Below are 16876 nucleotides of genomic sequence, written 5' to 3'. Positions count from 1 at the left end.
GCCCGCCCCCACAAGGACCACGGTTCAGCCTGCCAGATGTTGCTCGGCCCACTCCCGCACCCCGGCATACGGATAATCCTCCAGCGCCGCAAACCCCGAAATCGACCGCGCCTTGAGCCTGGTGAACAACGGCACACTGATCCCGCACAGAAACCGTGTCACGCGTTCAGCCGAGGGCACGTTGCCCGTGTGCTGCTCGTGCCTGTGGATAAAACCGCCACACAGTGCCTCGAAATTCTTATCCACAAGGGCCGGCAACTCCGGTGGTGCCGGTAGCCGCGCCACTTGCCCATGACACACCGAACAATGCCCGCATTGCTGCGGCGCATTGTGGTCGCCGAAATACTCGGCCAGGCGATAACCCAGGCAACGGTCGGTGGCGAACAGGTCCAGCATCGCGTGAATCCGCGCGACCTCGGTGCGCTCATGCCGAGTGAAATAGCCGTGCAGTTCCTCGCTCAACGCGGCGCTGTCGAACCCGCTTTGCAGCACGCTGTAGACCTCGGTCATCTGCTTGCTTTCGAGCTCCACCCAGCCCTTCTCCTGGAAGTAATCCAGTGCCTTGACCACCCGACTGCGCTCGGCCTGATGCTGCTCGTACAACGCCTCGAAATTCACCGTGGCCCAGGTCCGTGCGCGGCTGGAGGTCTGGATGATCGCCGCGACAAAATCCCTGCGCTCGCCCTCGAAGCGTGCCAATAGCGCCTCGGGCTCCTGCACATACTTGAAACGGTACTCGGCGTAGTACGCGTAGCGCGGGGCGATCAACCCGCGCAACTCGAGCTGCACCAGCAAGGTCTTGAGCGGCAACTGGCGAATATTGCTCTGATCGGCCAACGGCCCCAGCAGAAACTCCCACTGCCCTTCGGTTGCGGCGGCATGCATCTCGTCAAGCACGCAACGGATGCCATCGAGCTCGGGCGTGTCGCCGTAGACGAAGTTCTCCAGCACGTTGAGGCTGTCGCGGTTGGCCAACACCAGGCAGTCCGACGGCTGCCCGTCACGCCCGGCGCGGCCGATTTCCTGGCTGTAGTTTTCGATGGATTTGGGCAGGTCGAAATGCACCACGTTGCGGATGTCACTCTTGTCGATGCCCATGCCGAAAGCGATGGTGGCGACGATGCAATTGGACTGCCCGCCCATGAATCGACGCTGGATCGCTTCCCGTTGCTCATGGGGCAACCCGGCGTGATAAGCCTCGGCCTGAATGCCGTTGCGGTTCAGATGTTCGGCGATGTGCTCGGCGGTTTTCTGCAAGGTGACATAGACGATGCTCGGCTGGTCCGGACGCTGGCTCATCCATTCGACCAGACGCCTGCGCTTGTCCGCTCCGCGAACCGGTTCCACCAGCAAATTGAGGTTCGGACGATAGAAACCGGTGGTCACCACATCGTTGGCGGCGATGGCGAATTTCGCCTGCATGTCGGCGATGACCTTGGGCGTCGCCGTTGCGGTCAACAACAACACCTGAGGGATGTTGAACTGGCGTTGATAGTCGGGAAGCTTGAGGTAGTCCGGGCGAAAGTTATGTCCCCATTCGGAAATGCAGTGCGCCTCGTCCACCACCAGCAGCGAAATCGGTACTTGCTGCAAAAAATGCCGGAAGCGCTCGTTCTTCAGGCGCTCCACGGAGATCATCAAAATCTTCAGTTCGCCGGATTTTGCCCGGGTCATGACATCGCTGGCGTCATCGCGACTCTGCGCCGAATCGATACTGCCCGCCGAGATGCCGTGGCGTTGCAGGAACGCCAGTTGATCCTGCATCAACGCCAGCAGCGGTGAGACCACCAGCGTCAGGTGCGGCAGCAACAGCGCCGGCAATTGGTAGCAAAGGGACTTGCCGGAACCGGTGGGGAAAATCGCCGCCGCCGAGCGCCCCGCCAGCACGGCACTGACGGCCGCCTCCTGACCGGGTCGAAATTGTGGATAACCGAAAACCTGTTCCAGGGTGTTGTGCATAAGCTGTCACTCCGTTGACTGCTGCGGAGTCAAAAGCCTGGCCGGCGATCGCAGCGAGTCGAGAAAAGGTCGGGGGCAAAAACGATACCGGATCATACAGCGGATGGCTGGAAGGGCTTGAGATCGCTTTCGCGAGCAGGCTCGCGAAGAGGCCAGCACACCCACCGCAAAACTCGAAATACCCGACATTGTCCGAGGCCCCCTCTACCGAGATTTACTGCGAAGCGGCTGAAAACGCTGTAAGCATTTTTACCTCTCGCCATTCCACGTTGAAAACCCAGCCCCAACGTGTAGTCCGCTTCCTCAAAATATGACAAAACCCTTACAAAGCCTGTCGATCTCAGCCGTCTTGTCCCGTAACGCCATACCCTCCTATAGTTTCCAGCGCGGCTGAAAACAGTGTCTCGGCCTGCCGGGAACACTTGCCGATTTCGCACAGGACCCATTCAATGAAAAACCCCGACTCACTGACAACCCGCTACCACCCACTCAAGACCCGCTACAGCGAAACCCCGGTGCTGGTCATCGATACCGAGGCCGACCCCTTCGAGATCCTCGACGCCGCCCGACAACGCATCCACGCCGCCAGCGACCTGCTCGAAACCCTCTATTGCATGTGCTTCAAACAGGCCAATGCCAGCGACATCCCCAAGATCGTCAGCGCGCTGTACCTGCTGACCCAGGACGGCAATGACCTGCTCGACATCGCCCGCCAGCGCTTGCCGAAACTCACCGGCTGAAAAACACCACAACCGCCTGTGGGAGCGAGCCTGCTCGCGAAGAACGATAACGCGGTCCTTCTGCGGACATGCAAGTTCTGGATATTTCGCTGTGGATAACTCCGTCAGCAACGACCTATGGAAGCTTCGGCAAGGTCCTACAAAACAAGACAACTTGTCGGCTATCGCCAGCCAGTGGCTCGAACATATAGTCCGGACTGTCGCTGCCAAATCAGCGATCAGGTTTGGTCACCTGAGAACAACGCACATAGTTGTGCCATCATTCGCGCCGCGGACATCTATGTCCTCGCAGTGCATTGTCATGGCGACTGTGTGCGGGACGCCTTCGGGCGAGCCGAGTTGTTGTTCTCGGTTGACCAAGCCTGCGCACAGTCCGCCTCCCATCGTTTGGTCACGGTGCTGGCGGTTAATTAACAACAAACCGAGTACATGCCATGTCAACTCTGAACCCGTTTCCAAATCGCTACCGCCCACTCCACACCAACCTCACCGACACCCCGCCCCTGATCATCGACACAGAGGCCAACCCCCAAGACATCCTCGAAGCCGCCCTCCAGCGCATCCGGGCCTCCAGCGAACTGCTGCAAACCCTGCACTGCCAATGCTTCAAACACGGCGGTCTCGAAGACATCCCGCACATCACCCACGCGCTCTACCTGCTGACCCAGGACGGCTGCGACCTGCTCAAGGTCGCCCAACAACGCATGCTGAACTGGAAAGCCCCAGCCTGACGCCATTCATCAGAGCACCTAAGTGGCATTATTCTGGCTATTTAAATAAAAAACAGCTGGAATAATGGCAGTTATCATCCCTTCCTTAAGGAAATCAGCGTCACGAGAATGGTGTCTTTTTCAATATCCCAATCGCAGCTCACCTTTTCCTTAAGTGCTATTATTCTGGCAGTTATAGCGCCCTAATGAAGGAATATTGGCACATGGCCAAGAAGACAGCTCCACTCTTGCCCGCCGCTTCCAGACTACTTTCCGAGTTCGGCGAGCGACTGAAACTCGCTCGCCTACGCCGCAAACTCACAGCTAAACAAGTCGCTGAGAGGGCGGGCATGTCACTGACAACTTTGCGCTCCCTGGAATCAGGTGGCTCAGGGGTGACCATCGGAGCCTACCTGTCTGTCATGCAAGTTCTGGGTCTGGAAAAAGACTTGAGCAAACTCGCGGCAGCCGATGAAGTGGGCCGTCAACTGCAGGACGCACAACTGAAATCCAGCACCACCTCCACCGCAGGCTCAAGCCAGCGAACACGCAGAACGAGTGCAGTGAAAACAAATGCTCCAATACCTGAAAAAGGCACTGGAGTGATTGAAAGCGCCAGCACAGCAGACCTATCCGCTGACTACCCCTTCAACACCCACTCGCTTTCCAATCTGTTGACCCAGAAAAAAACCAAGTCCACGACGGGTGATAAATGACTCAGATTGCGGTGTATGCCGATTGGGAATCCTTGAATGGACCCAGACGTCTCGGCTTCCTGCATGCCCGAAAGGCCCGCTCCACAGAAGTCTTCGAATTTGAGTACGACAAGGCTGCGCTGGCAGATCCCGAGTTGAACTTCACACCCCTGGACCCTCGAATCGGGCTCTATGAAGGTCGTCAGTTCCCGGGGCAACATCAAAACCGATTTGGCGTGTTCGCTGATTCAAGCCCGGATCGGTGGGGTCAATTACTGATGAAGCGACGACTGGAGCGCGATATCCGCGACGGCCTGGCTGCCAAAGGCAGCAAGCTCCACGAGTCAGATTTCCTGTTAGGCGTGCATGATCTCTATCGGGTCGGTGCAATCCGCTACAAGCTCAATGACCAAGGCAACTTTCTCGATGATCGTGATGGCGTGGCCGCCCCACCGTTCATTGAGCTGCGGGCTTTGGAACAAGCAAGCCGAGCTCTGGAAAACGATCCGGACAACACCTCACTCGATGGCCGCGAGTGGCTGAGAATGCTGATCGCACCAGGAGGCTCACTGGGTGGCGCCCGCCCCAAGGCCAGCGTTGCAGACGAGCAGGGGCACTTGTGGATTGCCAAGTTCCCCAGCACCCGCGATGACTATGACATTGGCGCTTGGGAACTGGTGGTGAATGCCTTGGCCAATCATTGTGGTCTGCGAGTCGCGACCGGTATCGCCCGACGCTATGCCAGTGATCATCATTGCTTCATGGTCAAGCGCTTCGACCGCACTGAACGGGGTGGCCGACTGCACTTTGCCTCAGGCATGACCATGACTGATCGCATTGACGGTGACGATGCCTCAGTCGGCGCGAGCTACCTTGAGTTGGCTGAAGTGCTCATGGAGCACGGCTCGGAAACCAAAGCAGACTTACGGGAATTGTGGTCTCGGATTGTGTTCAACATCCTGGTCTCCAACAGCGACGACCACCTGCGTAACCATGGCTTTATCCTTGATCCGGGTCGTGGATGGCGATTGTCTGCCGCCTATGACATGAACCCGGTGGCCTATGCCGACGGCTTGAAGCTCAACATCACCGATACCGATAACGCACTGGATCTGGAGCTGGCCCGGGAAGTGGCAGAGTATTTTCGGGTCAGTCGTGCGGATGCAGAAAACATCATCGACAGCTTCAAAGAAGTTGTCAGCCAATGGCCAACACTCGCGGGGGCATTGGGGCTATCGAAACGTGAACAGGATAATATGGCGCCTGCATTTCGATTAGCGGAGCCTACGTCATGAACCTCGCCCCCAACCTCCCCGACGACGACTTGATGCAGCAACTCATGCAATTGCTGCATGAAGAACTCGGCTTCCCCGAACGCAAAACCATCAACCTCGGCACCTCGATCAATTTAGACCTGGGCTGCAACGGTGCAGACGCCCGGCATTTGATCGAAACCCTGGAAGACCACTTCGCCATCGATTTCGTGGATTTCGACAGTTATCGCTATTTCCAGCCCGACGGCTTTGACGTGAATCTAAAGCGAAAGGCCAAGGGTCGCGGCGAGAAGGTGCCATTGACCCTCGACATGCTCTACCGGGCCATCAAGGCCCAACGCTGGGACACGGATGAGCTCGAAGGCCTATGACGGCCCGACGCATTCTGACTTGCCCGCGAAAAACCGAATTTTGCGCACAAAAAAACCGCCCTCTCAAGACTTATACCGTAACGGTACATAGTTCAGGGGCGGATAGCTCAGAAGCCAACCTGGTCAAGGGTCTGGCCCATCTGAGTTAGCGATGTATCGCTACCAAGCGGATCTGGCAAATCTCTCCCTTCGCAAGGGCGACAAGCTCCTCGAAGGAAGTCGGCGATGCGAGAATGGCTTGTCGATCGGGGTCGACGCTGTCCGCGTAGAGCCAAGCTGCGAGGTCACGGTATATCAAACAAAGAATCAGGCCATAGTAAATGGCATGACCAAAGAAATATGCATTGTAGAGGGCAGCAGTGCATTTAGTTTCGACCACAGCACTGAAGGTGCAATCAAAAACCATATCAACAAATTATGCCAGTGCGGAGTTAGAAACGCTTACATTGAGTCAGCCCACACAGAGTCCCAAATGGGCATGAAGGGCATATCCTACATAAATCTGGTTAGGTTCAAATAGCACCTAACAAACAATGCGTATATGGACACTCCTCACAAGTAGTGAGTAAAGCTCCTCCAACCCTGTCGTCAGTGCGGTTGCATTCGTATATTCGGCCTGTAGTGGGCGTTACCGCCCTGGCCACTCTGTAGTTCGCGCAGCGGGGATAACCGTGGACAGTCCACGATTAGTCAGACAAAATCGAAATAGATAACCGTGGTCTGTCCCCTATTGTCACGACCCTTTTGCAGCCTGATGGCACCGAAGATCGACACCAGCATCACCACCTCGGCGTGTTCGACCGCTTCATTGGTGGCTGCCATCACGCCCAGCGCCGAAGCCTACGTCGTCAAGCCGTCATACTCGCAGGCACGCCGATAGCCAAAGCCATCCCGCACAGACTGATCATTCGTCCGATAGATTTCAACTGCTTGCTCCTCACTTGTCCGCATTGAGCCCGTTGAAATGCGGACGATACGTTCCAAAGTCCTTCGTCTTGGAGGCTAAGTGACCCTGAGGATTTCGATGCCCCGGGCCGTCCGGGCCGGGGCCATCCGTTGTGTTCAGAACCAGCAGGAAGCCTTCACACCGAACTCGCGCACCATGGTCACCGACAGGTCTGGGCACAATTTGAACCTATCTGGCACCGGCCGTTGCCTCGGGGCGATCTCTCAACGTGACCAACCCGTTCCGCACGCCGGCAACCATCACACCGCCAGGCAGGAAATTGATTGACAGCATCGGGCTGTCCAGCCTCTTTCCACTTCCAATAAATATTTCTGAAGCTAGTTTGCCAGTCTGGAAATCGAGGGCACTGAGATAAAATGCGCCCAGCTTGTCTCCATCGCCCGATTTCATAGTGTATTGATAAACATAACCATCGGCAGTCGAAAGTTTGGGTGGAACCTTTGACGAAACCGCGTAATTCTCCCAGATCGTGTTGCATCCACTGTATCCAGGCCTGACATCGACTCTCGCAAGCCCGGGTTCGGATGCTGCCGGTTCAAAGAACTTCGACCCATAATTATTTTGAATTACAAGTGACTTTCCATAACCCACAAATGTATTATCAAGATATCCTCTATCTTCTTTAAACACGGGATGCTCACATACGACCCTGGAGCTGCTTGCCATTGCTGCGCTATCGGTTTTAAGTACCAGCACCCTCGCAAAGCGATGCGAGTCATCGTTCAAACCGAATGAGATCAACTTACCTTCATCGAACAGCGTCGGAGCGGTCAAATCACCACTTGAGTTGGACTGTCCATATTCATATCGCCAGCGAGTGATAATCTTTCCATCATCATCTATTTCAAAGCGATAAAGTGCCATGGTAGTGAGTACGAACGTCGCATCCGCGTTCAACGCCAGTGCCGTACCTGAAACCTCACCCCCCGGAAGTTTCATACGTTCTATCTTACCGGTCATTTGGTTGATGTAGCCGACATAGCCATACATCGTGCTAAACCAGAGATTATTTTTCCAGTCAGGATGAACATCTGAAATTGGTTGGCCATCAGGCAAGGCGCTGCTTAGGTCATACTCTTTTTCAAGAGACCATTTGTATTGGTCATTGCTTCCAACAATAGAATATATCTGAACTTTTTGTTCCGGGTTCGCCACGATGGCCCGACCCAGAGCGTCGAGGCCGGTGTACCATCCCATTCCCGGCTCCATGAAATTCATTTTCTTGCTGGTCGTGGCGACCTGCGCCGCGACCTTGAAATTGTTCTTGGGATCAAAAAGCACCAGCTGGCTCGGATTGCCCAAGCCGACGCACAAGGACGCCAGTTTTTCACCAGGCGTCATGAGCATGGGCGTGCACATCGAAATCTCGTTGCCGGGGCGTGTCGGCACATATGTCGCTATTGGCGCGATCCCGAGAGGCCCCGCATATGGCGTGGTACTGGAATTATACGTATCCCCATGAACCCCGCCGCTCGCGGTTTCATCCATAAGAAATGGATGGTCTGGCATAGGCAGTCTCGACAGGGGGTGCGGAATCAGCGGGTGGCTTCCAACCAGCGTTGGCACCCTGATTCCGTCTGCCACTTGAAATTCGCGGTTTGCCGATCCGTTGGCCAGGTGGCCAATATCGCCAGCCCCCCCGAGGATCTCCCGAAAGGCGGTCAGCGAGAGGGGCAGCTTATCCGCAACCAGGAACTTTATACCAATACAGGCCAGCACCAGCATCGAAGCTGACAGAAGAATATAGATCTTTTTCCTGGACCTGCGCTCATGGATATTTGTTGGCATGATTGGCAAATTCCGGATTAATTGAGAAGCCGCCATTGTCGAGCGCGCGCAAGCATCATTCTTCGTCCAATGGGACTATACCAAGGCCCGCTCGAGTCGCCTCCGTGGAAGACTTTCCTGGAGGCGCTCAAGGAGCACCCGTCGGTAGGCGTGGCGGCTAATTCCTCGAACAGCCGCCACGGACTTACTTCAATGGCGCATCAGCCGCCGCTGCAGCCATCACCCCGTACAAGGTATTCAAGGATATGCTACTGACCCTTGGAGTCCTCATAGGTCTGCGTGTAGGCACGACCTCACAGGCGTAGGGAAGGGGGCTGTGGCGATGACCTTGGCAATATCCAGGTTCATCGAGTAGTTGTAGATCTCCACTGGCAGTTCATTGGACGCATCCATGCTTGCCAGGGCAAGGGGGCAAAGGCTGGCCGATACCCTGGATACGCTATCGAGCAATGGCATGTGCAGTGCCGGCGCCGGGCACGACCGGCAAGCTGCCGAAGCGCCCGCCGTGCTGCCGCCCTTTGGCTTAATCGTTAGCCGCTAGGGAGATCGTGGTGCTGAATGTCGGAGAGCAACTGGTGTCATCGTATCTGCGGTACATCCGCAAATGCGACTTCATTCAAACCAATCTCTACCCCGTTGAGGCTCACGGCGAGATCGACGTTGTGGGCATCAATCTCAAAGAGAAGCAGGTCTACATTTGTGAGGTTGCCATTCACCTGACTACAGGACTCCAGTACGTCAAGGACAAACGGCCCAACAACGTACAGAAACTCACCGATAAATTCTCAAGAGACATTGAGTACGCAAACAAGTACCTGTCGGAGTACAGCCGACACTTCATGCTTTGGAGCCCACTTGTTAAGGACAGCCAAGGCCAAGCGACGTACAACCAGCTCGGGCAACTGGACGGCCTCAATGAAGAACTGGGCGGCGTTGAGCAGTAGCTCAACCGCGATCTGTACGGCAGTGACTTCACCTGGGTGGTCGGCGAATGGTTGGTGGGGCATAGCAAGCCGGCCGAGCTAATGACCCTGGAGCGTCGCGAGTGGGGCAACTTACGGTCGAGCTTGATCCAGTGGCTGTGAGGCGGGGCCACGCTCGACACCTCGTTAATTGCGCTGAAGAGTTCCCCACACTCACCACGTCTGAGACGCGGCGCGGATCGCGGGTGGCGACCAGTATTGCTTTGTCATACACGTGCTGCACCTCGAACCAGATCGAGCAGGAACCGGCGCGGACGAACCAGCCGGGCTGGACGCCGATCTGCTTGAGGTTGGTGTTGGCTTCGACGCGGATGACGCGGGGGTAGGTCTGTTCGTCACTCATCTTTTGTATCCCCATATTCGGCGGCGTATTCGGCTGCATTGCATTTCGGGCATGGAATATCGCCGCCGTTATGCAAAGCGCCACCCGGTTCATCGCAGCTGTCTTCGTCCCAGAGAAAACCATCAATGCACTGAGCGTCAAGGTACGGAGCGCCAAAGTGCTTGCCGTGATAGTCGCAACCCAGTGCGGCTGGAGAATTCGGTGTGAGCCCCTGAAGCTGTCAGCATCTATCCGTACACACGGTCAACTCGCCGGAACCTGCAAACTCTGCCGAGGAGCACAACGTGGTCATGCATAAGACTGGGCCTCGCCTACATGCCATGCTAAATCATGGTATGGCTTTCACATCTACGGATAAAAAAATACCCCTCATAGAGGGGTATTGATGCAGTAACTGGCTGAAAAGGGCCTAACTATGTATTCCCAAGAGGGGGGGAATAACCGAGGGGCGGCTTCTTCGTTAGCTCAATCCAACACTTACAGCTTTGGACCCGCAGCCTTGATCGCGTCGCTCACTTCGAACTTCTTGAAGTTCTCGATGAACAGGCCGGCCAGTGCTTTGGCGGCTTCGTCGTAGGCGGCTTTATCGGCCCAGGTGTTGCGTGGGTTCAGCAGGCCAGTCTCAACGCCCGGTACGGCCACTGGCACGTCGAGGTTGATGGTATCCAGGTGCTCGGTCTCGGTACCGATCAGCGCGCCGCTCTGGATCGCTGCGATCACGGCACGAGTGGTCGGGATGTTGAAGCGTTTGCCGACGCCGTAGCCACCACCGGTCCAGCCGGTGTTGACCAGGTAGACCTTGGAACCGAAGCCGCGGATGCGCTTGATCAGCAGCTCAGCGTATTCGCCGGCCGGACGCGGGAAGAACGGTGCGCCGAAGCAGGTGGAGAAGGTCGACTTGATGCCGCTGCCCGAACCCATTTCGGTCGAACCGACCAGAGCGGTGTAGCCGGACAGGAAGTGGTAAGCCGCTTGTTCTTCGTTGAGGATCGACACTGGCGGCAGCACGCCGGTCAGGTCGCAGGTCAGGAAGATCACAGCGTTCGGCTCGCCACCGAGGTTCTTCTCGGAGCGCTTGGCAACGTGCTCCAGCGGGTAGGCGGCGCGGCTGTTCTGGGTCAGGCTGACATCGGCGTAGTCGGCGTGCTTGGCGTCGTCGATAACGACGTTTTCCAATACCGCACCGTGCTTGATGGCTTTCCAGATAACCGGCTCGTTCTTCTCGGACAGGTCAATGCACTTGGCATAGCAACCGCCTTCGATGTTGAACACAACGCCTTCACCCCAGCCGTGCTCGTCGTCACCGATCAGGTAACGGCTTTCGTCGGCCGACAGGGTGGTCTTGCCGGTACCGGACAGACCGAAGAACAGGGTCACGTCGCCTTCTTCGCCGATGTTGGCGGCGCAGTGCATTGGCAGTACGTCGGCAGCCGGCAGCAGGAAGTTCTGCACCGAGAACATGGCTTTCTTCATTTCACCGGCGTAACGCATGCCGGCGATCAGCACTTTCTTCTGTGCGAAGTTGAGGATCACGCAGCCGTCGGAGTTGGTGCCGTCACGCTCTGGCACGCACTCGAAGTTGGCAACGTTGAGGACCTGCCACTCGTCACGACCCGCCGGGTTGTACTGAGCCGGGTTGATGAACAGGCAACGGCCGAACAGGTTCTGCCAGGCAGTCTGGGTGGTCATCTTCACGGCCAGGTAGTGCTCGGAAGCCGCACCTACATGCACGTGGGAAACGAAATGCTCTTGCGCGTTGTTGAATGCCTCAACGCGAGCCCACAGGGCGTCGAACTTGTCGGCCGGGAACTTGCGGTTGATCGGGCCCCAGGCGATAGCGGCCTGGGTGCTTGGCTCTTCAACGATGAAACGGTCGACTGGCGAACGGCCGGTACGGTGACCGGTACGAACAACCAGTGCGCCGGTATCGGCAAGCTCGCCTTCACCGCGATTGAGGGCTTCTTTAACCAGATCATCAACACTCAGATCGGTGTACACGGCATTGTTGGCTTGCGTCATGAGGTTCCCCGTCGGCCAGTGGCCGAGTGCTCCAAACGTTTTTGTAGTAGAAAGTCGTGCACTACTACCGCGAAAAAAGTGGGCCGGATTATGCCAGAAAAGCCCAAAAAGAGTAGGCCCCTCCTGTCGTAACGGCGTTAATCCGGCACAAGGCAGTGAATTTACCTGCGCTGAATCGTTTTAGTGACGGGTATCTGACGGCGTCTCGATACCCGCGCCGGCGAACAATTGAGTGACATCGGCCGCGTCAAACAGGTAGCGCTGATTGCAGAACTGGCAATCGATTTCGATGTTGCCACCGTGTTCGACCACCAGTTGCTGCGCGTCTTCCATACCCAGACTGACCAGCGCATTGGCCGATCGTTCGCGCGAGCAACTGCAACGGAAGCGCAGCTTCTGCACATCGAACAGACGCACCTGCTCGTCGTGGTACAGGCGATGCAGCACGGTTTCGTTGTCCAGGCCCAACAGCTCATCGGCGGTCAGCGTACCGCCCAGGGTGGTGATGTGCTGCCAGCTGGCGGCGCGTTCGTCTTCGTCTTTCAAACGGTCGGCAGGCAGTTGTTGCAGCAACAGGCCACGGGCGCGGCGGCCATCGGCGTACAGCCAGAAACGCGTGCCGACTTGCTGGGACATGACGAAGTAGTTGGTGAAGCATTCGGACAGGGTGGCGCCGTCGAGGTCGACGATGCCCTGGTAGCGCTGGCCCTGTTTCGGGTCGATGGTCAATGCCAGCACGCCGTCCGGCATCAGGTCGGCCAGGGTTGCATCGGCAGCGATGCGGTCCGCGTCGTAACGGGCCAGACCACGGATGTCGCGCTCGCTGGAGCACTCGATCATCAGCAGCGGGATCGGGCCTTCGGAACGGGCCTGCAGAATCAGCAAGCCATCGAACTTCATCGTGCCAACCAGCAACGACGCGGCCGCCATCAGCTCGCCGAGCAGTTGCGCAACCGGCTGCGGGTAGGCGTGTTTGGCCAGGACTTCGGCGTAGCTGAGCTCCAACGAGACCAGCTCGCCACGGGTGTCGCTGTCATCGAAGATGAAGCGTTGGGTGAAGTCGTTATCCGCGTGATCGGTCATAGGTCTGGGTATCTGAAGTAGTGAAAATGGTTACAGGAAACAGGAAATTGACCTTGCGCCACCCCTCGGGTGCGCAACGTTCAGCCATGAAAGGCATTTTATGAACAATCCGGGCCTGATCCAAGCAAGGTGGAATAAGCGCTGATGGGTTCCAGGTCGTTTCCCGCCCTGCACTGCTGGCAATGTGGTTATGGCCTACAGGTCAGAGACTGTGTGTGATTTTCGACGAGCGGCGATATCGTCCATGCAATGCACTGCTGGCCAGGCACAGATATGGATGCGCACCGGGTCAATTGCAAGTCTTGGCCTGAAGGCGCGGTGAAACCTGGCGAGTACGCGGCACTCGCCCGAGCAATATCTGTATCAGTCGTCGTTACTGCTGCCACGAAACTTGAACAAATCCCGCCGCTGCTTCTTGCTCGGCTTACCGTCGGTGCTCACGCCCAGGGCTCCGGCCTTTCTTTGCGCCGCGGCCTCTTCGCGCTTGGCGATGCTGGCCAGGGTCTCGGCATACAAGGTTTGCGCCTGCGGTGCGCCGCGACGAACGATCGACAGTGCCAGGACTACCACCGTGCGCTCCTCGAAACCGGTGCGAATCACGAACTCATCGCCGATTCGTGGCTCTTTACCCGGCTTGCAGCGTTCGCCCCGGCAATGCACCTTGCCGCTTTCAATCGCTGCCTTGGCCAGGGCGCGGGTTTTGTAGAATCGTGCAGCCCACAACCATTTATCGAGGCGGACTTTGTCGTCCTCTTCGTTTTTTTGTGCCATGGAATTTCCTCATTCTGAAATATTGGTGAACTGTACTACCGTTTCTGACGTACCAAGAATTTCACCGGCTCGGATTACAATGCCGACATTCCATAACCTCCCTGGGAGGCTGGAAATCCGGGCCGTAGATATCTGTCGCCTTTTAATCATTATTCTGCGTGAATACCGCGAATCCGGCCGCATGCGGCCCGAGCGGTTTCTACCGGTTGAGCACTATTGAAGACATTTGACCATTTGACCGTTGTCGGTCTGCGCGAGTGGGTGGCGCTCCCGGATTTGGGAGTCGCCGGCCTTCGGGCAAAAATCGACACCGGTGCCAGCACCTCAAGCCTCCACGCCACCGAAATCGAGCCGTTCGAGCGCGATGGTGAGCAGTGGGTGCGTTTTACCGCCCACCTGGGTTCCGTCGTACAACTGCGCCACCGACGCTGCGAAGCTCCGTTGGTGACTATGAAAACCATTAAAAGCTCAAACGGTCACGCGCAGGTGCGATACGTGATCAGCACCACCCTGGCCCTTGGTGATCGGGTCTGGCGGGTCGAGTTCACGCTCGCCTGCCGCAAGTCCATGCGTTATCGCCTGTTGCTCGGTTCCAAAGCCCTGATCCACGGCCAGTTGGTGGTCAATCCGGGCATCAAGTATGTACAAGACAAGCCGGTGTTCCCGGTATCTACCTCCTCCACAGGTGTTGCATGAAGATCGCTGTGCTGTCGCGGAATCCGCGTCTGTATTCCACCCGTCGTCTGGTCGAAGCCGGTACCGAGCGTGGCCATGAAATGGTGGTGGTCGACACCTTGCGCGCCTACATGAACATCGCCAGTCACAAGCCGCAGATCCACTACCGCGGCAAACCGCTGGAGGGTTTCGATGCGGTGATTCCACGGATCGGCGCATCCGTGACCTTTTATGGCTGCGCAGTGTTGCGCCAGTTCGAAATGATGGGGGTATTTCCGCTCAACGAATCGGTGGCCATTGCCCGCTCCCGGGACAAGCTGCGTTCACTGCAATTGTTGTCCCGTCGCGGGATCGGCTTGCCGGTGACCGGGTTTGCCCACTCCCCCGATGACATTCCCGACCTGATCGAAATGGTCAACGGCGCGCCGTTGGTGATCAAGGTGCTGGAAGGCACCCAGGGCATCGGCGTGGTGCTGTGCGAAACCGCCACGGCCGCGGAATCGGTGATCGAGGCGTTCATGGGCCTCAAGCAGAACATCATGGTTCAGGAGTACATCAAGGAAGCCGGTGGTGCGGACATTCGCTGCTTCGTCGTCGGCGACAAGGTGATTGCAGCGATGAAGCGCCAGGCCAAACCCGGCGAATTCCGCTCCAACCTGCATCGCGGTGGCAGCGCGAGCCTGATCAAGATCACCCCGGAAGAGCGCATGACGGCGTTGCGTGCGGCGAAGGTCATGGGGCTGGCGGTGGCAGGCGTCGACATCCTGCGCTCCAATCACGGGCCGTTGGTGATGGAAGTGAACTCGTCGCCAGGGCTTGAGGGGATTGAGACCACCACCGGGAAGAATGTGGCGGGGATCATCATTGAACATCTGGAGAAGAATGGCGGGCCGAATATGACCCGGACCAAAGGGAAGGGTTAAACCCCCAAGCCTTGTAGCGGCAGGGATGCCGCCATCGCGAGCAAGCTCGCTCCCACAGTGATCTTCAGTGGACATAAAATTTGTGTTCAACACGATCATTGTGGAAGCGGGCTTGCCCCGGGCGGCGTTCCGACGAAGGGGCCATCAGCCCCACTGAAAAAATCAGGTTTTAAACGGCATCCCGCGGCAGCATCAACCCCAACGGCAACCGCACCCGCGCTTCCAGCCCTCCGCCCGAGCGGTTGCGCAGCTCAACGTTGCCGCCATGCATCGAAGCAATCCGCTTCACGATTGCCAATCCCAACCCGGTACCCTTGCCACCCCGGGCACGATCACCGCGGGTGAACGGATTGAAAATCGCCTCCAGCTCCGAAGGGTCGATCCCGGCGCCACGGTCCATGACACTCAGCACTACATACGGTGCGCTGGTGTCCCCGGACACATACGCCGCTACCTCTACACCGCTTCCGGCATGATGCAGCGCGTTGCCGATCAGGTTGTTCAGCAGCCGCTTCATCGATACCCGACGCAGCGGAAACGGCTGGATAGGCTCCAGGCGCAATCGCACTTTTTCTTCGGTCTGGTTAAACGGCGCGGCAACTTCACGGACCAGCTCGCTCAGGTCAACCTCTTCCACCGACTCGTCGCGCCCGTCACGAATGAACGCCAGGAACTGATCGAGAATTGCGTCCATGTCTTCGATGTCGCGCACCATGTCGTCGGTCAGGTCGGTGTGATCGCCCATCAATTCCAGGGACAGGCGCAAGCGGGTCAACGGCGTGCGCAAGTCGTGGGACACTCCGGCCAGCATCAGTTCACGCTCGCGACCGGCCTGCTCGACGTCTTCGGCCATCTGGTTGAAGGCGCGGTAAACCTCGGTCATCTCACTCGGTGTATCGCTGATTGGCAGGCGCACGCTACGGCCCTGGCCGAGTTGCCGCGCGGCATACACCAGACGCTTCAAAGGTTGATTGAGCTGGCTGACAAAGATCCAGGCCGAAGCGGTGGACAGCAGGCCAATCGCGAGGAACCAGCCCAGCACGTTCCAGATTTTCTGGCCGCGCAACGGATGGGGATAAAGCGGTACTTTCAGCCAGCCATCGCCCAGGCTTGGCGCCCGGACCCAAAGCGCCGGTGGCGAATGCATGCGCAGCCGGACTTCAGTGTCGGCACCCAGCTCCGCTTGCATCTGCCGCTGGTAGATCTCGCTGTAAGGCCAGTGCTGTTCGCCTTCCGGCACGCCGGCACCCACTACCCGGATCAAGGTCGCGGCCTCGGCAATCTTGCCGCGGTTTTCTTCATCGGCCGCCCAATAGGCGCGCAGCGTCAGGGCGACACCGTGGCTGTACTGGCGGTCCACCAGCACGTCTTCGTTCATCAGCAGATAAACCAGGGTCAGTGCCTTGGAGAAGAGTACGACGATGAGCACCAGCCAAAGGGTGCGGGAGAAGAAGCTCTGGGGGAACCAAACGGGGGTTTTCATGGATAACCGTTAAACACTTGCAGGAGCGAGCGATGCTCGCATATTGCGGGTCGCGAGTCTGCGGACAGGATCGATTGATCCGCTGTCCGCGT

Annotated in this window: 15 protein-coding genes and 1 pseudogene; 9 read left to right on the top strand and 7 right to left on the bottom strand. The window is 57.5% G+C overall.

Features of this window, described 5'->3' with window-relative positions; translation table 11 throughout:
- Positions 1-24: 24 nt before the first annotated feature.
- The gene (locus tag ASD95_RS06930; RefSeq protein ID WP_056726906.1) at positions 25-1959 is read right to left on the bottom strand and encodes a RecQ family ATP-dependent DNA helicase; all 1935 of its coding nucleotides are present in this window, start codon (positions 1957-1959) and stop codon (positions 25-27) included.
- Between the two features lie 449 nt (positions 1960-2408).
- Between ASD95_RS06930 and ASD95_RS06925 the strand changes: the two genes are divergently transcribed.
- From ASD95_RS06925 to ASD95_RS06905, 5 genes are all read left to right on the top strand, one after another.
- Positions 2409-2699, top strand: coding sequence for a hypothetical protein (locus tag ASD95_RS06925; protein ID WP_056726907.1), 291 nt, complete (start codon positions 2409-2411; stop codon positions 2697-2699).
- 434 nt (positions 2700-3133) lie between these two features.
- Complete coding sequence (locus ASD95_RS06920; protein WP_056726908.1) at positions 3134-3430, top strand: hypothetical protein; 297 nt, start codon at positions 3134-3136, stop codon at positions 3428-3430.
- Between the two features lie 203 nt (positions 3431-3633).
- Entirely contained in the window at positions 3634-4125 is a 492-nt protein-coding gene (locus tag ASD95_RS06915; RefSeq protein ID WP_056726909.1) for a helix-turn-helix domain-containing protein, read from the top strand.
- Positions 4122-5399: a type II toxin-antitoxin system HipA family toxin gene (locus ASD95_RS06910; protein WP_056726910.1), complete on the top strand. Its 1278-nt coding sequence runs from the start codon at positions 4122-4124 to the stop codon at positions 5397-5399. The genes ASD95_RS06915 and ASD95_RS06910 overlap by 4 nt, the downstream gene beginning before the upstream one ends.
- Positions 5396-5749, top strand: coding sequence for a DUF1493 family protein (locus tag ASD95_RS06905; protein WP_056726911.1), 354 nt, complete (start codon positions 5396-5398; stop codon positions 5747-5749). Before ASD95_RS06910 ends, ASD95_RS06905 begins: the two co-directional genes overlap by 4 nt.
- A gap of 690 nt (positions 5750-6439) precedes the next feature.
- Here the strand turns inward: ASD95_RS06905 and ASD95_RS30070 are convergent.
- The gene (locus ASD95_RS30070) at positions 6440-6571 is read right to left on the bottom strand and encodes a hypothetical protein (protein ID WP_269083127.1); all 132 of its coding nucleotides are present in this window, start codon (positions 6569-6571) and stop codon (positions 6440-6442) included.
- A gap of 313 nt (positions 6572-6884) precedes the next feature.
- Positions 6885-8504, bottom strand: coding sequence for a hypothetical protein (locus tag ASD95_RS06895; RefSeq protein ID WP_056726913.1), 1620 nt, complete (start codon positions 8502-8504; stop codon positions 6885-6887).
- A gap of 551 nt (positions 8505-9055) precedes the next feature.
- Between ASD95_RS06895 and ASD95_RS06890 the strand changes: the two genes are divergently transcribed.
- Positions 9056-9448 carry a hypothetical protein gene (locus ASD95_RS06890; RefSeq protein ID WP_056726914.1) on the top strand — a complete coding sequence of 131 codons (393 nt, stop codon included), beginning with the start codon at positions 9056-9058 and terminating at the stop codon, positions 9446-9448.
- A gap of 3 nt (positions 9449-9451) precedes the next feature.
- Positions 9452-9577, top strand: a pseudogene (locus ASD95_RS30230) (hypothetical protein); the annotation flags it as partial.
- A 730-nt stretch (positions 9578-10307) separates the two neighbouring features.
- Here ASD95_RS30230 and ASD95_RS06885 read toward each other — a convergent pair.
- The 3 genes from ASD95_RS06885 to ASD95_RS06875 all read right to left on the bottom strand — a co-directional run bounded on the left by ASD95_RS06885 (position 10308) and on the right by ASD95_RS06875 (position 13703).
- Positions 10308-11849: a phosphoenolpyruvate carboxykinase gene (locus ASD95_RS06885; RefSeq protein ID WP_056726915.1), complete on the bottom strand. Its 1542-nt coding sequence runs from the start codon at positions 11847-11849 to the stop codon at positions 10308-10310.
- 180 nt (positions 11850-12029) lie between these two features.
- On the bottom strand, positions 12030-12932 hold the full coding sequence (hslO, locus tag ASD95_RS06880) for an Hsp33 family molecular chaperone HslO (RefSeq protein ID WP_056726916.1): 903 nt from the start codon (positions 12930-12932) through the stop codon (positions 12030-12032).
- A gap of 363 nt (positions 12933-13295) precedes the next feature.
- Positions 13296-13703, bottom strand: a complete 408-nt coding sequence (locus tag ASD95_RS06875) for an RNA-binding S4 domain-containing protein (protein ID WP_008045331.1) — start codon at positions 13701-13703, stop codon at positions 13296-13298.
- Between the two features lie 216 nt (positions 13704-13919).
- Between ASD95_RS06875 and rimB the strand changes: the two genes are divergently transcribed.
- Together rimB and rimK are read left to right on the top strand one after the other, a co-directional pair.
- Positions 13920-14399 carry a retropepsin-like aspartic endopeptidase RimB gene (gene rimB, locus ASD95_RS06870; RefSeq protein ID WP_007983163.1) on the top strand — a complete coding sequence of 160 codons (480 nt, stop codon included), beginning with the start codon at positions 13920-13922 and terminating at the stop codon, positions 14397-14399.
- On the top strand, positions 14396-15301 hold the full coding sequence (gene rimK, locus ASD95_RS06865; RefSeq protein ID WP_007972871.1) for a 30S ribosomal protein S6--L-glutamate ligase: 906 nt from the start codon (positions 14396-14398) through the stop codon (positions 15299-15301). The genes rimB and rimK overlap by 4 nt, the downstream gene beginning before the upstream one ends.
- A 169-nt stretch (positions 15302-15470) precedes the next feature.
- Here the strand turns inward: rimK and ASD95_RS06860 are convergent, their stop codons facing one another.
- Complete coding sequence (locus ASD95_RS06860) at positions 15471-16784, bottom strand: ATP-binding protein (protein WP_056726917.1); 1314 nt, start codon at positions 16782-16784, stop codon at positions 15471-15473.
- Positions 16785-16876 lie beyond the last annotated feature (92 nt).

The organism is Pseudomonas sp. Root71 (genome assembly GCF_001429045.1).
Taxonomy (GTDB): Bacteria; Pseudomonadota; Gammaproteobacteria; order Pseudomonadales; family Pseudomonadaceae; genus Aquipseudomonas; species Aquipseudomonas monachiensis.
The sequence above is the reverse complement of the archived record's forward strand: the minus strand, read 5'-3'. Positions and strand labels throughout refer to the sequence as shown.

Excerpts from the sequence above, each read along its gene's own strand:
- ASD95_RS06930 (WP_056726906.1), bottom strand. The coding sequence starts at position 1,959 with ATGCACAACACCCTGGAACAGGTTTTCGGTTATCCACAATTTCGACCC.
- ASD95_RS06925 (WP_056726907.1), top strand. The coding sequence starts at position 2,409 with ATGAAAAACCCCGACTCACTGACAACCCGCTACCACCCACTCAAGACC.
- ASD95_RS06920 (WP_056726908.1), top strand. The coding sequence starts at position 3,134 with ATGTCAACTCTGAACCCGTTTCCAAATCGCTACCGCCCACTCCACACC.
- ASD95_RS06915 (WP_056726909.1), top strand. The coding sequence starts at position 3,634 with ATGGCCAAGAAGACAGCTCCACTCTTGCCCGCCGCTTCCAGACTACTT.
- ASD95_RS06910 (WP_056726910.1), top strand. The coding sequence starts at position 4,122 with ATGACTCAGATTGCGGTGTATGCCGATTGGGAATCCTTGAATGGACCC.
- ASD95_RS06905 (WP_056726911.1), top strand. The coding sequence starts at position 5,396 with ATGAACCTCGCCCCCAACCTCCCCGACGACGACTTGATGCAGCAACTC.
- ASD95_RS30070 (WP_269083127.1), bottom strand. The coding sequence starts at position 6,571 with ATGGCAGCCACCAATGAAGCGGTCGAACACGCCGAGGTGGTGATGCTG.
- ASD95_RS06895 (WP_056726913.1), bottom strand. The coding sequence starts at position 8,504 with ATGCCAACAAATATCCATGAGCGCAGGTCCAGGAAAAAGATCTATATT.
- ASD95_RS06885 (WP_056726915.1), bottom strand. The coding sequence starts at position 11,849 with ATGACGCAAGCCAACAATGCCGTGTACACCGATCTGAGTGTTGATGAT.
- hslO (WP_056726916.1), bottom strand. The coding sequence starts at position 12,932 with ATGACCGATCACGCGGATAACGACTTCACCCAACGCTTCATCTTCGAT.
- ASD95_RS06875 (WP_008045331.1), bottom strand. The coding sequence starts at position 13,703 with ATGGCACAAAAAAACGAAGAGGACGACAAAGTCCGCCTCGATAAATGG.
- rimK (WP_007972871.1), top strand. The coding sequence starts at position 14,396 with ATGAAGATCGCTGTGCTGTCGCGGAATCCGCGTCTGTATTCCACCCGT.
- ASD95_RS06860 (WP_056726917.1), bottom strand. The coding sequence starts at position 16,784 with ATGAAAACCCCCGTTTGGTTCCCCCAGAGCTTCTTCTCCCGCACCCTT.